Source organism: Pseudomonas sp. BBP2017, from assembly GCF_003024385.1.
In the GTDB taxonomy this organism is placed as follows: domain Bacteria; phylum Pseudomonadota; class Gammaproteobacteria; order Pseudomonadales; family Pseudomonadaceae; genus Aquipseudomonas.
Window position 1 is genome coordinate 85,662 of record NZ_PVZN01000001.1, and the last position, 14,632, is coordinate 100,293.

General features: G+C 56.4%; 12 protein-coding genes and 4 pseudogenes. 4 read left to right on the forward strand and 12 right to left on the reverse strand.

Annotation, left to right across the window (positions count from 1 at the left end):
• The 5 genes and pseudogenes from C6382_RS00360 to C6382_RS00380 all read right to left on the reverse strand — a co-directional run.
• On the reverse strand, positions 1-1,716 hold the full coding sequence (locus C6382_RS00360; RefSeq protein ID WP_107022602.1) for a HAMP domain-containing sensor histidine kinase: 1,716 nt from the start codon (positions 1,714-1,716) through the stop codon (positions 1-3).
• A 361-nt stretch (positions 1,717-2,077) separates the two neighbouring features.
• A complete protein-coding gene (locus C6382_RS00365; RefSeq protein WP_107022603.1) occupies positions 2,078-3,520 on the reverse strand; it encodes a hypothetical protein in 1,443 nt (480 codons plus the stop codon).
• Between the two features lie 76 nt (positions 3,521-3,596).
• Positions 3,597-4,745 carry an iron-containing alcohol dehydrogenase gene (locus C6382_RS00370; RefSeq protein ID WP_107022604.1) on the reverse strand — a complete coding sequence of 383 codons (1,149 nt, stop codon included), beginning with the start codon at positions 4,743-4,745 and terminating at the stop codon, positions 3,597-3,599.
• 182 nt (positions 4,746-4,927) lie between these two features.
• Positions 4,928-6,301, reverse strand: a complete 1,374-nt coding sequence (locus C6382_RS00375) for a sigma-54-dependent Fis family transcriptional regulator (RefSeq protein ID WP_107022605.1) — start codon at positions 6,299-6,301, stop codon at positions 4,928-4,930.
• Between the two features lie 109 nt (positions 6,302-6,410).
• Positions 6,411-6,598: pseudogene (locus C6382_RS00380) on the reverse strand (IS5/IS1182 family transposase); the annotation flags it as partial.
• 143 nt (positions 6,599-6,741) lie between these two features.
• Between C6382_RS00380 and C6382_RS00385 the strand changes: the two are divergent.
• The 4 genes and pseudogenes from C6382_RS00385 to C6382_RS00400 form a co-directional block, all read left to right on the forward strand.
• A pseudogene (locus tag C6382_RS00385) lies at positions 6,742-6,825 on the forward strand (hydrolase); the annotation flags it as partial.
• Between the two features lie 300 nt (positions 6,826-7,125).
• Positions 7,126-7,362, forward strand: a complete 237-nt coding sequence (locus C6382_RS00390) for a TerB N-terminal domain-containing protein (protein ID WP_256588864.1) — start codon at positions 7,126-7,128, stop codon at positions 7,360-7,362.
• A gap of 4 nt (positions 7,363-7,366) precedes the next feature.
• Complete coding sequence (locus C6382_RS00395; RefSeq protein ID WP_256588911.1) at positions 7,367-8,008, forward strand: site-specific integrase; 642 nt, start codon at positions 7,367-7,369, stop codon at positions 8,006-8,008.
• 81 nt (positions 8,009-8,089) lie between these two features.
• Positions 8,090-8,449 (forward strand): hypothetical protein, encoded by a 360-nt coding sequence (locus C6382_RS00400; RefSeq protein ID WP_256588865.1) that lies wholly within the window; start codon positions 8,090-8,092, stop codon positions 8,447-8,449.
• A 420-nt stretch (positions 8,450-8,869) separates the two neighbouring features.
• Here C6382_RS00400 and C6382_RS24485 read toward each other — a convergent pair.
• The 7 genes and pseudogenes from C6382_RS24485 to C6382_RS00440 form a co-directional block, all read right to left on the reverse strand.
• Positions 8,870-8,989, reverse strand: a pseudogene (locus tag C6382_RS24485) (integrase); the annotation flags it as partial.
• A 120-nt stretch (positions 8,990-9,109) separates the two neighbouring features.
• Positions 9,110-9,733, reverse strand: coding sequence for a trimeric intracellular cation channel family protein (locus C6382_RS00410; protein WP_218276232.1), 624 nt, complete (start codon positions 9,731-9,733; stop codon positions 9,110-9,112).
• Between the two features lie 670 nt (positions 9,734-10,403).
• A complete protein-coding gene (locus C6382_RS00420) occupies positions 10,404-10,595 on the reverse strand; it encodes a hypothetical protein (protein ID WP_371919541.1) in 192 nt (63 codons plus the stop codon).
• A gap of 13 nt (positions 10,596-10,608) precedes the next feature.
• Positions 10,609-10,779: pseudogene (locus C6382_RS00425) on the reverse strand (LysR family transcriptional regulator); the annotation flags it as partial.
• A 218-nt stretch (positions 10,780-10,997) separates the two neighbouring features.
• The gene (locus C6382_RS00430; protein ID WP_107022608.1) at positions 10,998-12,179 is read right to left on the reverse strand and encodes a hypothetical protein; all 1,182 of its coding nucleotides are present in this window, start codon (positions 12,177-12,179) and stop codon (positions 10,998-11,000) included.
• A gap of 249 nt (positions 12,180-12,428) precedes the next feature.
• Complete coding sequence (locus tag C6382_RS00435) at positions 12,429-13,667, reverse strand: serine hydrolase (protein ID WP_107022609.1); 1,239 nt, start codon at positions 13,665-13,667, stop codon at positions 12,429-12,431.
• A gap of 6 nt (positions 13,668-13,673) precedes the next feature.
• On the reverse strand, positions 13,674-14,630 hold the full coding sequence (locus C6382_RS00440) for an ABC transporter ATP-binding protein (protein ID WP_107022610.1): 957 nt from the start codon (positions 14,628-14,630) through the stop codon (positions 13,674-13,676).
• Positions 14,631-14,632 lie beyond the last annotated feature (2 nt).

The following is a 14,632-nucleotide window of genomic DNA, read 5'->3' on the forward strand; positions in this document are numbered from 1 at the left end:
TTACTTCGCCTCGCTCCCTGGGGGCGCGGGGAAGTCCAGGATCACCTGAGTCCCTACGCCAAGCGTACTGATAATGTCCATGCGCGCACCGTTGGCTTCCAGCAGTTGCTGACTGATGCTCAGCCCCAGCCCGGTACCCCGCGCCTTGGAGGTAAAAAACGGTTGGCGGATGCGCTGCAAGTCCGCCTCGGAGATACCGCATCCCTGGTCAATGACCATGACTCGCACCTGCCCGCCCCATACTTTGGCGCACAGGCGCACGGGGCTCTGGTTGTCGCAAGCCTGGAAAGCATTCAAACAAAGGTTGACCAGGATCTGCCGGACCTGATCCGGGTCGACGTAAAGCTGCAAGCCTGGCTCTGTTTCGCACAGCAATTGCGGGTCGTCCGGCCCTGCCATCCGGACGATCTGCTCGAACAACGGCGCCACGGCAACCACCTCGGGTTGAGCCGGGTGAGGTCTTCCATATTCCAACAGATCGCTGGTGACATGGGACAAGCGGTCGATTTCCTTGCCCAGGTCGGTCAGCAAGTGGCGTCGTTCGGGTTCCTCTTCTCGGCGCAGCAAGGCTTGCACTGTAGTTTTCATGGTTGTCAGGGGATTGCGCACCTCATGGGCCACGCCCGTGGCAAAGGCCCCCAGTACCGCGAGATTTTCCGTCCGCACAGTGTTTTCCAACATGTCCGCCAAGCGTGCTGCCATTACATTGAACGCCCGCGCTACATGGTTGATTTCGTCTTCACGGGGCTGTTCAGCCAGGCGATAACTCAGGTCGCCCATGGACAACTGATGAGCGCCCTGTAACAAGGTGCTGACCCGCGAGCGCAACTGTCGGGACAGAGTAAAAAACACTATGAGGATAAACACGATAAAACCAGCAGCTATCCAGTACAACCACCAGCGTGCATCGTTCAACGGCTTGAGGATGGCCCCAGGCTGTACTCTGAACACCAGTTGCCAACCGGGAATTATCTGTGGGCCGTCACGCCATTGACTCGGCGCCTCGACCGCGCGCCCGGTGGGGTCGATAAAGGCACCGCCTGGCACCCGCAGCAACGGCGCAACCACCCCGCTCATCCCGGCACTGACGAGCAACTCGGTGAGCGATGCAAGGCGCAGGTGCAAGGCGATGCGCACGCGGTGATCGGTGCGACCATTGCGGATGGTCTTGCGGATCAAGAAGCCACCAGAGCGCCCGGGTTCGGCCAGCAATGGCCCGATCACTTCGATATCACCGACCCACTGGATCGGCAGCCCGGCGATAGACCAATGAGTGCTGGTCCAATAGGGCTCACCAGAGGCGGCTTGCCCCGGCAGCACGTTGACCAAATGATCCTGTTCATCGAAAAACAACACGCCATACAGAAACGGAAAATCCGCTTCGATCTTGAGCAAAGACTCCACGTCACTGCCGGGGGCGGACTGATCGGCAATAAACCCCGGCATGTTAGGGTGATTGGACAATGCCGAGACCTGGTAAAAGCGATCATCGAGAAATGATGACAAGCGGTTCGCCGTGGACAAGGCCTGGGCGTCCAGACGTTCACCAGTCAAGCGATTGAGCAAATCTTTGGCCAATTGCTCATAGAGCACTGCCAGCATAATGAGGGCGATGCTCATCACAAAGACGGACAGCAAGGTATAGCGTGCCACCAGGCTGCCGTGCGGCCGGGCGAGCCACTTGCGCAGCAAGCAGAAGTAAGCAGTACGGTTCATGGCTTTTTTTGATTGTTTTTATAAAGTCGCTGCCAGCATAGAGACGACAGCTTGTATCTGTCTATTCGTCTCGGTGGAAGTACGACTGCGAATTGTCGGAGATACCCTCCTCCCCGCATATTCTGCGACACACTTGACACTAACAGCTTCACGATCGCAGAAACCTGACCACCATCGCTAACCTGGAAGGTATCGCTCGCATGGCGAAGGCAAGGAGAACTTTCTTTCGTGGGGCGTGGCTGGAGTTAGCCCGTGGCTCCTCCCACAAATGTATGAGTATTGATCACAGATGAAGTGATCAATACAAAACCTGTGGGAGGAAGCTCACCGCAATAGTGTCAGATTGAGCGACTCAGGCCTGTCAGTCAGCCATAGCCTCTTCTGCTACCTTCTTAGTAGTCTTGGGCGACTCCGCACCTTTGGCCGGCTTGGTATCCGCCGCCTTCAGATCCTTGGCAAATGTCCCATCCACCTCGCCTTTGAAGAAGTTTTTACCGTAGATCAGCAAACACAACACAACGCCAATCCCGAATGCCCAGCTCGCACCCTTGATCGCCAGTACCGCGCCGATCACGCCCGCGATACCCAAGTCGCGCTGGCTACGAGCTTCAAGGATGCCCAGACGCACACTCACATAACCCTGAATCAGCAACGTCAGCGACAGGGCAACACCGAGAATCGGCTGTACCAGAGTCACTACCGGCAACAACAGCAGACCGGTGTTGGTCCCCCAACGGAACGACCCGACACCGCCGATGATCGACTTCATCGCCTTCGGCCCACCTTTAAAACGCTCGATCACCACCACCAGCATCGCCGCCCATTTTGGGCCGCACATGGCGACATCCGGGCCGAAGATACTCATGAACGCATTACGCGCGCCGAAGATCAGGTGAGAGCGATCGGCGTTGTAGTCGACGACTTCATCAGTGCGGACAGTTTCTGCCTCATCGAGGAGCGATTTCGCACTAAGCACATCGCCGAAGACAATGATGTACACCGCCAGCATGGTCGGCAGCGCGGAGATGAACATCGACAGTGGCGGCATGCCCAGACCGAACACGGTGTAGTTGCTCCACAGCCCGGCGAAATCCGGTTTGCTGACGCCCCACTGAATGGTTGGCCAAGGCGCTTCACCGAACAGCGGCGCAATCACCACCGCCAACAGAATGATCGGCAAGATCCCCAGTTTGGCGAAGTTCCACCAGAAGCGGTTACGCTGCTTCAGTTCGTTGAAGTGCTGGGAGAAGATCAGATAGAAGGCGATGCCGACCGCAATGGAAATCGTCCAGGGCAGCACATTGAATTTACCGCCAACCTGGAACACCGCGATCACCGCACTCAAGCCGGCACCGACGATAATCCCGGATTTGATCGCCGAGGGCACATACTCCACAACCTTCTTCGCCATCCCGGTCGCCCCTAGGGCAATTGAAAAAATCCCCAACATCAACTGGAAGGCAATCAAGGCGTGGACACGCTCCGGGCCCACTGGAAATTGAGCACAGTAAGCCATCAACAGGGGTACCGCCGGGGTGATCCAGCCAGGTACGGTCGGGTCACCGAGCAAATGGTGCACGAGGTAAAGCAAGCCGTTGAGCATCACGACGGCCAGCGCGACCTCAAATGGCATGCCGAGCAGTTCGGTCATCAGCGGAATGGCGGCCAGATCCACGGCACACATCAGCAAGCCTTGAAGGTAGTCCGGAAGCTCGATTCTGTAGTGAACAAACGGCAACCGAACCTTGAAAGGACCCAGCGGGATGTACGGGCTTTCGCTCCGTTGCGCAGGAGTGTTGGACATTGAGTGCACCTATTTTATTGGTCTTGTAATGGCAGACGCCCGAACCGACAGGCTGGGGCGTCGCGGCTTTTCGGGATCAGTAGGCTGCGCGGTAGATTTTCTCAATATCGGTGGCGGTCAACTTGCGCGGGTTGTTGCGCATCAAGCGGTCGATCTTACTGGCCTCTTCGGCCATCGCCGGGATGGCATCCTCAGGCACGTTGAAACTGCGCATACCGGTTGGGATATCCACAGCGGCACATAGATCCGCCATGGCTTTGACAGCCTGATCCGCCGCATCCTTGTCGTTCAGGTCTGCGACACGCACGCCCATGGCTTCGGCGATGTCACGGAAGCGCTCGACGCAGGCCATCTTGTTCCACTCCATCACGTACGGCAGCAGCAAGGCATTGCTGACACCATGGGCGATGTTGAACCGGCCGCCCAACGGATACGCCAGCGCATGCACTGCGCCTACCCCTGCGTTGCCAAATGCCATGCCGGCCATCAGGCTGGCGGTGGCCATGTCTTCCCGGGCTTGGAGGTTGGAAGGATTGGCATAAGTCTTGGGCAGCGCCTTGGCGATCAGCTTGATCGCACCCAGCGCGATGGCATCAGTGATGGGCGAAGCATTCACCGAAAGGTAGGATTCGACCGCATGCACCAGCGCGTCGACACCGCTGGCCGCCGTCACACTGCGTGGACAAGTCAGGGTCATGATCGGGCTGACCAGTGCTACGTCAGGCAGCAGGTAGTCGCTGACAATGCCTTTCTTCAGCTTCGCTTGCTTGTCAGAAAAGATTGCCACGTTGGTCACTTCCGAACCGGTGCCAGCGGTAGTCGGAATGGCAATCAGCACGGGGCCTTTGCGTTTCACCAGATCGACACCGAAAAGTTCGGCCAGCGGGCCTTCATGTCCGGCAAACGCCGCGACGCCTTTGGCGATGTCGATTGCGCTGCCGCCACCCACAGCAATCAACCCGTCGTGGCTGCCCTCGCGATAGGCGCGGGTGCAGTCCTCAACGATGGCAATTTCAGGCTCCGGTTTGACCTGATCGAAAATGCCGTAACAGCGACCACCCAGTTGCGCCAGCGCCAGATCGACAGTGCCGGATTTCAACAGAACAGCGTCAGTGACGATCAGCGGTTTTTTGACATTGAGGCGAGTCAGTTCAGTGGCAAGCTGCTCGATAGCGCCTTGTCCAGTGATCAACTTGTTCGCGATTTTGAAAGCAGAGATGTTCATTGTGCTCGTCCAGGGATGTTGTTTTATTGGAAGACGTGCCAAATGAGATAGCGAAAGACGTGCCAATACCCGCAAAGCCTTGTAGCGTGGGCCTTTACGCGGGTCACACGAAAATAAGAGGGGTTTTTAGCGGTCAGTCCCGATTAGTTTTCTGATCGGTTTATTCAGGGCTGATTAGAATCCTAATCGGAATGTTCCCAGCGTTTCATCTTCTGCACCACGGTCGCCTGACTCACGCCCAACGCCTTGGCCGCCAGGCGCGTGGTCTTGTGCACACGCAGCGCGGCACGAATCGCACTGCGCTCGGCGTTTTCCAATACCTTGCGCAGCGGTAAGCGGCTTTCATCGGTATTCGGCGGGTTGAGGTCGAGGATCTCCTCAGGCATGTCCAGCGCCTCAATAGTCCCGGTCTGATTGGTCACCACCAGCCGTTCGACGATGTTGATCAACTCGCGGATGTTGCCGGGCCAAGTGTAGTCGCACATCAGGTCGATGGCTTCGAGACTCCATTGAACCTGACGTTCATAACGGACATTGAATCTATCGAGGTAGTAATGCAGCAGCGGCGCAATCTCCTCTCGACGCTCGCGCAGTGCCGGAATGTTGATCGGCACCACATTGAGCCGGTAATACAGATCAGCCCGAAAACGACCTTCTGCCACCAGGCGCTTGAGGTCATGGTGGGTGGCGCTGATGATGCGCACATCGACCTCCTTCAACTCCAGGCCACCGACCGGAATGAATCGATTTTCTTCGATCACCTTGAGTAACTTGACCTGCACCGACAGTGGCAAATCACCAATTTCATCGAGAAACAATGTTCCGTGATGTGCCAATTCCAACAGGCCACGCTTGCCTTTGGGGCCTGCGCCTGTGAACGCTCCAGGCGCATAGCCAAACAGCTCGGCTTCAATCAGATTCTCGGGCAGTGCACCGCAGTTGAGCGCGAGAAATGGTTCACTGGCACGTGGACTGGCGTTGTGGATGAATTGCGCTACGAGGGTTTTTCCGACACCGGTTTCTCCCTGAAGCAGAACCTTCACCGAACTACTGGCAACCTGCCGGGCCAGCGAGAAGGCGCGGCCTGAAACCTCCTGATCGGCCATAAGCGGAGAACGCAGGAGGCTGTCTCGTTGACCAGCATGAAGTTTGGCGGTGCTGTTGCGCAGTTGCTTAAGCTGTTGCAACTCATCGCGCTCGTGTTTCATGCGCAGCAGTTCAGTCATGTCGCGTACGGTACTGACAACATATGAAATCCGGTTTTCAGCGTCGAGAATCGGCGTGGCGCTGACTAACAATTTCTTGCCCTGACTCAGGCTCTGCATCACCGATACCGGCCGACCTTCATGCAATACACGCAGTGTGGCCGATTGCGAAAGAACGCCCTCCTTCACCAGCTCCTGCATGGATCGGCCGATGAGATCAGCACCACTGAGCCCGGTCTGGCGCTCATAGGCTTGATTGACCTTCAGCGTCTTGCCGTTGCCATCAGTGATGTAGACGCCATCATGCAAAGCGTTGAGCAATTCTTCGAAACTGGCGTCGTTGACGTTCACCGGGGAGATTCCTTCGAGGGTGCGGAGCAGTTAAGTGTAAACGTTGTGCTGAGGGATTAAGAGTGACGGGAAGACAAGATACGACCAGATCTGCCGCTAGCTGCCCGGCCACATCCACGATGACGCCGTGCTCGGTATCGATCAGATAGTTCGCGGAACAGGCGAAAAACGCTGGGCCTCCTGGAGCAGCGGTCCAGCGGGCTTGAGGATCAGTCAGCGATGGGCGCTTCGGTAGCGTTTCGGCCAGAGCCTCTTCACGAGCGCCTCAAGGCTCTCACGCACGGCGCGGGTGTTCAGGGACACGTCGAGCGCCGCCGTAGGCTCATCGAGGATCAGCAGTTTTGACTTCAGTGCCAGGGCCCGGGCGATAGCGAGGCGTGCGAATGAACAGGGCTCACCGAGGTAGTCTTCGAGCTGCTTGATCTGACGGCTGACCGCACCTTGGTAACGTTCAGACCCAGCGCATTCCGAACTATCGCAATCTGATGAACAGCTACTCGGCATTAGCAGCGCGCCAAGCTTAATTCAGCCCTGCAATTGCGAAAGCGCATCCAACAAAGGGCCTTTTTTTACTCAAACCAAAATCACTTGGTAAGCCAGGATTCGATCTCTCTGGCCTGCGGGACGCTGGACTGCCTCAGGCCCGCCGGAGTGTAGGCTGCTTGCTCGATACCAACATCTTAGGTTGAAGACAACCGCGTTTAGTTGCATTCCGGGGACTGATCTACCTCTGTGAACGCGCCACTCCGTTTGGTAACACCGAACCCTCCTGATCGACGCCACGCTTCGTATCGCGCGCTTTCTCATGAGCCTGACAGATCGCCATGCTCTATTGGCCGAGCTACAAGACCATCACCCCTGAAGCGCGGCGAGCGTACCTTCAAGGGTTGGTGGAAGGACGACGTCAGACCGATGGTCACGAGGACTGGTTTGAGTCAGCATCAGCAGGTTCGATGGTAGATTTCACTCTTTCTATCTCCGCCACGATAACCGAGCTCAACTCGTGCAGCGACGTATCAAAACCCAATAGCTTTTCCCTTGCGCCTGAAATATCACCTTGACAAATTGCTACCCAGAATAAGGCTGGCAGACCGCAGGAATCATGCAGCCCTCCCCTGGCAGCAACTTCCCTCTTTCATGGCCGCTCTCAAAGCTTCCACGGATCTCAGCTCAATCGCGGTTGAGCTAACTGTATTGTGCGCCCTGCGTACCAGCGAAGTTATAAGTGGTAGTTGGGGCGAGATCGACCTAAAAGATGAGATATGGACCATACCTGCCTCCAGAATGAAAGCCGGTCGCCAACATCGAGTGCCGCTATCGAAGGCTGCTCTGGAAACGCTGCGTCGTCTCAAGGCAGAAAGCAATGGCGAGTTGCTTTTTCCCGGTCGTACTGCTGGCAGGCCACTTTCCAATATGGCCATGCTGCAGAAGATCCGAGGCATGGATGAGATATCGCTGAAGAACGACGGCCCAGGCTGGCGTAACGAAGCCGGTGAAGCCATAACCATGCATGGCTTTCGGTCAAGTTTCAGAGACTGGGCCGCCGAGACAACTCACTTTGCGAACATTGTTTCAGAGATGGCCCTGGCGCACAAAATCAGCAATGCGACCGAAGCAGCGTACAGGAGGGGCGACCTGCTGGAAAAACGTAAGCAACTAATGGAGGCATGGGCGTGTTTTGCACTGTCAGGTTGCAAATCAACCTGACAGTGCAATGGTGAACCTCGCGTACTCGACGCGCTGGAGAATGCAAGCGACCTTTACCTGGACGCGGTGGGTCAGGTCAGAATGCCCCGTTGGTTTAAGGGCCACATCGCGCTAGTAGGTGATGCAGAATATTGCGCATCGCCCATCAGCGGCATGGGCACTAGCCTGGGGCTATGCGGCGCTTACGTGCTGGCTGACGAACTGAGTCGTCACCCCGACGACGCCCACGCGTTCGCGGCCTACGAAAAGCTGATGCGCCCTTACGTCGCTCAGGCGCAAAGCGTACACAAGTTCGCGCCGAGATTGGCATCACCGTATTCGCGACTTGGCATCGCAATTGGCCACGCGGTGTTGAGGATCGCCACAGTACCGGGGTTCAAAACCTTATTCGGGAAAATCCTTTCACCGAAAGCTGACGCCATCAAACTGCCGAGCTATTAAGGCCAAAAGCGGATATAGACTCGTATGACCGTTCCTGGCCGTTCTCTGTCGTTCATGGTTGGAAAGCGTGCTGGTCAACTCCGATGCGATCGATGGTCAACCAACCAGATAGGTAGAAGAAGGTATTAACGCTGACCAACATTTCATGCCGCCCCCAGTATCCGGGCGGCCAAGTCAAAACACACCTCATAGAACACAAGCAGCCAGTTAGCCAACGTCATCACACTGGCGAATTCAACTGTTGGCGGGATGCCCGCAGACCGAGATGCTGGCAGTCCCAGCCCCCAATCCGAGCGCAACGAAGATGCCAAACAGCCAAGCCCGTGAGCAAACTTCTTTGCGTTCTTTCATGATTTCAAAGAACGCAGCATTCGACTGGATGAGAATCCTCGCGTCCAGGGCAGATGCACACAGGGTCGACCAGATTTTTTCCAGAGAGTTTTTCGTCGGGTAACCCAACTGGCGAATGGTCGCCCCAGTGCGCTTCCCCGGCTTGATGTAGAGCTTAACCGCTCGGATGCGGTCTTCGTATGAATACATGAACTACCTCCAGGTAGTCCAAGATTTTTACCGCCCCCCACCCTTTAAGTCTGCTCAGTCCACCGCCACCGGCTGAGGGGCTATTCCTTTTGGCTCCGCAGGGACGGGACGCAACGGAGATTAGCTTGCTCGATAGCGGTTAGGCAGCTTGATGTTGAATTGGATCGCCAAGGCACGCAGCGTAAACGCGACCATAAAACCGCCAAGCAAATCGTAGCTATACGAATAGGCTAGGGTGCTGAGACCGTAGTAGGCGACAGAACCTGCCAAGGTAGTAGTGATGTACAGTTCTTCATTCATCAGGGTCAGATTGCTGCCACACAACACATCACGCGCAATTCCGCCAAATGTTGCAGTCACAACACCCATGCAAATTGCGATCAGCGGTGAAGCTTCAGCAAGCAGGGCTACTTCAGTACCCACCGCTGCGAACAATGCAATGCCAATTGCATCCATCCAAAGCAGAGCACCTGTAAGCGAAGTCAGTCTGGGCGCAACGTAATAGGTCGCTGCAGAGGAAACAAGGCAGATCACAATCCAGATAGGTTCTCTGATCCAGAAAACAGGTAGATTCCCCATCAGCACATCACGCAGTGTGCCGCCCCCGATACCCGTGACTGTTCCAATCAGCATAAACCCCAGGATATCCATTTTTAGGCGCGCCGCACTCAGCGCACCAGAAATGGCAAAGACTGCCACCGCGCACAGCCCCATGACATTCACCACAGCGGTAAGATCGAACAATACAAGACTCCTCTCTTTAAAAAAAACAATATTCAAAAATGACTCGCCCTCAACCTTTCCGGACCACGAGCTGGGTTGAAGCCATTGCCAGACATCACTCAGTTTTTGCCGCCGCATATTTTTTAGCGCCCGCAGGCCCCGCGCTCCACGACAGCCTGGAGAAGGCTGCGTCCTTGGCGTTTGCAACCAGATCAATCAGACAAGGCCTTTCACGCTACCAGTGTTTAGATTGATTGATCACAATGGGGTTAACGGCAGCGTTCGCGACCGTCCTCGGAAACGCTGGTATCAGCTGTAACTTAGTGGCCGCGAACTATCACGATCACATTTTCGTTGGAAAACACGACGCGGAGAAGACAACGGGTGTCCTCCAAGAGTTTGCTAGATCTTAAGCTCTAATTCGCTCTGCTCAGGCTCCAATTGATCTCACGCATAAAGACGGAAGATATCGGGCAAAATTTTCTAGCGTAGAGAGCTAGCCTGATGGGAGTTCTTGATTCTTTAGGCCGCTTGGAAAGCGCATCGGACGAAACTATCGATGTACCGGCAGCGCAGCGCCAATTCCATTCAAACGGAGGTGATTGGCGTCAACTCCATCATCCGAACAAGTGACAAGCGATCCAAGCGATTTCGCATAATGACTTCTTGCAAAACGCCAACCCAAGACTCTTCAAACTGAGGGGGAATGTACATTCACTTTGCTCCTATACTCGACCATCGTAAGGTCGTGGCTGATAAACAGGTAACTCAGGCCATTGTCGGTCTGCACCGCCTTGAGCAATTGCAGCACTTGGACCTGGACCGGCACGTCGAGCGCCGCCGTAGGCTCATCGAGGATCAGCAGTTTCAACTCCAGCGACATGGCCCAGGCTATAGCGAGGCGTACGAATGAACAGGGCTACACCGAGGTAGTCTTCGAGCTGCTTGATCTGACGGCTGACCGCGCCTTGGGTAACGTTCAGACCCAACGCCGCTTGGCTGCAACTGCAATGCCGTGCGACTTCTTCAAAGACTCGCAGCATGTTGAGCGAGGGCAGTTGACGCATGAAAGGATGACTCCGCACCGGCCTCCATTGTTATGTGGGGCAGGTTTATTGTTTTTCTTGAAGTGGTAATTGTTCTATACAACTCCTCTGGCAGGGGCTGATGCAAGTGTTGCTTGGGGTATTCGCGAGCGGGCTCGCTCCCAAAGGTTATGCGCTAAACCTGTGGGAGCGAACCCGCTCGCGAAGAGGACGTTAGGGCTGCCGCCAAAAAATCCGGATCAGAAGTAATAACCGATGTTCATGTACAACTGGTTTTCCCACTGGTTACTCCCACCAGCCCCCAGACTCTGGGTGAGGCTACTGCCACCGATGACCGGATCATTCTTGCCGTACAACCATTCCGTGGCGATCCACAGTTTGCTGAGGGAGAACGAGGTGCCGAAAATCATCCGTTGCGAGGTCTTGAAATCGTCCGCAGATTTATCGAAAGCGCTGTAGTTGGCGTACAGCTTCACACCGCTGATCTGATCGAACAGATACTTGCCGCTGACGTCATAGCTTACATCCGCCACGTACAAGTTGCCGCGACTGGCGACGTTGAAGGTGGCGTCGTAACTGCCGAAAGTCACCAGTTCATCGGTGCCGGGGTTGCGCGGGGACATCTGCTGTCGCGCGGCTTGCAGTTGCACGCCCCATGGGCCGTTCTTGCCGATGTAGTGCACCGCCATGGCATTGCGCCGGCCATTGTTGTTGGTGTCGCGGTTCTCCAGGGACGAGGTCAGGCCGGAGATCCCGACTTCGGACTTCCACGGCCCCAAGTCCAGCGCCTTGGCCACCCGCAGGACCACTGTGTTGCGTTCCTGGTTGTTGCTGCCGTCGGTGACATAGCTGTCCGCCTCGGAGACCACGGTGGAGTAGGTTTCACCGTTGCTAGTGCCTTTACCCTGCCAGGCGGGGCGCAGGTAGTAACCGGCCTGAATATTCCAGTCGCCGCTTTGCTGGATGTACTTGGCGCCGACTTCTTCCACGTCTTCCAGTCCCACGACGCTGCCCAGGGTTTGGTAGAACGTGCTGCCGAAGTACGGCTGCAAACCGAACGGCAGCTGGTTCAGGCCGACTTGGACCTGCTGGTCGGGGTTGAACTTGTAGCCGATCCACGCCAATTCGGCGAACTGGACGTCACCGACATTCTTTGTGTACTCGTAAGGGTAGGCTCGACCGTAGAAACGGTATTGGGCCTCGCCGATCCAGGTGTCGGAGTTGTACTTGGCGCTGAGGATCGCGGTGTCGAAGTTGAATTTCTGGATGTCGCGATCCGGGTCATAGTCCCAACGCGCCCGGACGGCACCGCCGAGATCGAGGTTGTCGGTGACCTGGATCGCCATCGCTGGGGTGGAAAGGGCCCCCAACAGCGCCAGCGCGGTCAATGAGCGTAAGGCCCGGGTAGTATTCAAATTCATAGTCGCTCCGTCTCTTCTGTAGGTCTTATTGTTGGCAACAGCTATCCCGGCCACGGCAAAAGCGCGGTCTGGATGAAAGGGGTAGGGCCCGCCAGAACGAAGGCTGCGAACAGCGTCCAGGTAAGGGCCAGGAGGGTCAGCCGCCGGCGGCCAGCCGGGTCTGGGTGTAACTATGCCGAGCCTGCAATTGGCACCTCTTCACCAAGGCTGGGAGGTCCGTGACAAGCCGCGGTTATTCACACTCCCGCGTCAGCTGCGTTGCAGTTCTTCAACCACAGCTGCACAAGCACGGAAGGTATTCAACGTCCACTCTGAGTTGATAAAGTCCGGCCAACTGGAAAGTTTTACGATTGCCACTTCAGAAGCCGGATCCCAATAGATACTCTGCCCAAATACTCCTCGCGCCGAATAGGTACCCTGTTCACTGTCCAGCACCCAGCACTGATTGCTATAGGCGGCGTCAGGAAAGTGTTTGACATAGAAGCCATAGAGGACTTCAAAAGCCGGTGTGGAACCACGGCCGCATGCACGCACAAACTCCTCTGGAACAATCTGTTGGCCGTTGAAATGTCCACCCTGAAGATACATCTGGGCAAAGCGCGCCAGATCACGCAGCGTGGCGCTCATCCCGCCATCGGCCAATGCAGTTCCAACGCAATCGAGGGTGATATTCGCGTCTTGTTCTGCCCCCAGTCTTGACCAGATTTCCCGGCTCAGTAAAACGGGGAGCCGTTCGCCGCAGGCCCGCTCACAGACCCAGGCCAACATGTCGGTATCCACTGAGCGATACTCAAAGAACTGGCCATGTTCACGGTCTTTACTCAGCGACTTCAACAAACCATAAATGCTGTCAGGTGACTCCCGCTCTCCCCGTTCACGCCAACCCGAGGCGATATCCAACTGGATGAATTCAGCATCCGGATCGGTGTAGTCCTCCCTAAATCTCACTCCCGTGCGCATATCCAGAAGATCCTTTACCCGGGCGTCGCCATAACCGCTTGCCGAAAGCTCGGGCACATAGTCGCTGACACGCGCTTGGGGATCGATTCTGCCCTGGCCGATCAATCTGCCGACCAGGCTGCCGACGACGGTCTTGGATACCGATTGCAACAGATGCAACGTGTGCGGCTGCATACCGTTGAAATACTGCTCCGAAACCACCTTGCCTTGATGAAGCACCAAAAAACCATCGGTGTAACTATCGGTCAAGAAGGTCGCCAGATCGGTTTGTCCGCCGTCGACCCGCTGGAAATGTACGTCGTCCAGTGAGCGTTCGTTGCGCTCGAGTTCGGTGACCGGTCCAGGACTGCGATGAATAGCGGCCACCGGAAACAACTGGCTCATGTGTTGGAACGACCAGCGGTTATAGGGCGGACTGTCCCAATTATGCAGGCCAACTTGCTTTTCCCGGGACGGCGGATAGCCCTGCATCAGCCTTAAGTCCTGATAACCAATACCGGGAGCGGTCATGTCTTTTTTATTGTACATAGGGGTTCAGTTCTCATCGTTCAGAGGGTGGTGGCAAGAAAAGCGGTGGCCGTGATCCAGGGTCTCAGCTGGCACCTCTCGGCGACAACGCTCACTGGCCCGCGGACAACGGGGGGCGAAGTGGCACCCGGCAGGCCGGTTCAAGGGGCTGGGGATCTCGCCACTCAGGATTTGCAACTGGTCACGGCGCTCCGGGTCGACGGAAGGCACTGAATTGAGCAGCGCACGAGTGTAGGGATGACGCGGTCGGCCGAACACCTGTTCCACAGGACCGGCCTCGACGATGCGCCCCAAGTACATCACCAGTACCTGCTGCGCCAGATACTCGACCGTCGCAAGGTCGTGGCTGATGAACAGGTAGCTCAGGCCATTGTCGGTCTGCAGCGTCTTGAGCAGTTGCAACACCTGGGCCTGGACCGACACGTCGAGCGCCGCCGTAGGCTCATCGAGGATCAGCAATTTTGACTCCAGCGCCAGGGCCCGGGCGATAGCGATACGCTGCAACTGGCCACCGGAGAATTCATGGGGATAGCGTTCCATGTGCTCCTCGCCCATCCCTACATTTCCCAGCAGCGTGAGAATGCGCGCGTGCAAGGCGCTACCGCGCAAACCAAAGGCAACCTTCAGCGGCTCGGCAACAATCGCCTTGATCGTCATTTTCGGGTTCAGCGAGGCGTACGGGTTCTGGAATACCATACTCAAGCTCCTGCCCCGCGCCCTGGCATCAGTGGGCAGCGGTCGACCTTCAACTAGAATTTGCCCACTATCGGCTGGCAGCAGACCGAGCAAGGTCGCGGCTACCGTACTTTTGCCACAACCGGATTCCCCCACCAGCGCGACCGTCTCACCGACCTGCACCTCCAGGCTGATGTGGTCAATGGCCGTCACCAGGCCATCGCGGCTGGCGTAGGTCTTGTGCAACTGATTGACGCTCAACAGTGCGGGCTGTTTGTTGTTATTCATAG

What these genes read in the sequence shown, in the direction of transcription:
- C6382_RS00440 (WP_107022610.1), bottom strand. Translation starts at nt 14,630, where the DNA reads ATGAATAACAACAAACAGCCCGCACTGTTGAGCGTCAATCAGTTGCAC.
- C6382_RS00360 (WP_107022602.1), bottom strand. Translation starts at nt 1,716, where the DNA reads ATGAACCGTACTGCTTACTTCTGCTTGCTGCGCAAGTGGCTCGCCCGG.
- C6382_RS00420 (WP_371919541.1), bottom strand. Translation starts at nt 10,595, where the DNA reads ATGTCGCTGGAGTTGAAACTGCTGATCCTCGATGAGCCTACGGCGGCG.
- C6382_RS00390 (WP_256588864.1), top strand. Translation starts at nt 7,126, where the DNA reads ATGCTCTATTGGCCGAGCTACAAGACCATCACCCCTGAAGCGCGGCGA.
- C6382_RS00400 (WP_256588865.1), top strand. Translation starts at nt 8,090, where the DNA reads ATGCCCCGTTGGTTTAAGGGCCACATCGCGCTAGTAGGTGATGCAGAA.
- C6382_RS00430 (WP_107022608.1), bottom strand. Translation starts at nt 12,179, where the DNA reads ATGAATTTGAATACTACCCGGGCCTTACGCTCATTGACCGCGCTGGCG.
- C6382_RS00435 (WP_107022609.1), bottom strand. Translation starts at nt 13,667, where the DNA reads ATGTACAATAAAAAAGACATGACCGCTCCCGGTATTGGTTATCAGGAC.
- C6382_RS00370 (WP_107022604.1), bottom strand. Translation starts at nt 4,745, where the DNA reads ATGAACATCTCTGCTTTCAAAATCGCGAACAAGTTGATCACTGGACAA.
- C6382_RS00365 (WP_107022603.1), bottom strand. Translation starts at nt 3,520, where the DNA reads ATGTCCAACACTCCTGCGCAACGGAGCGAAAGCCCGTACATCCCGCTG.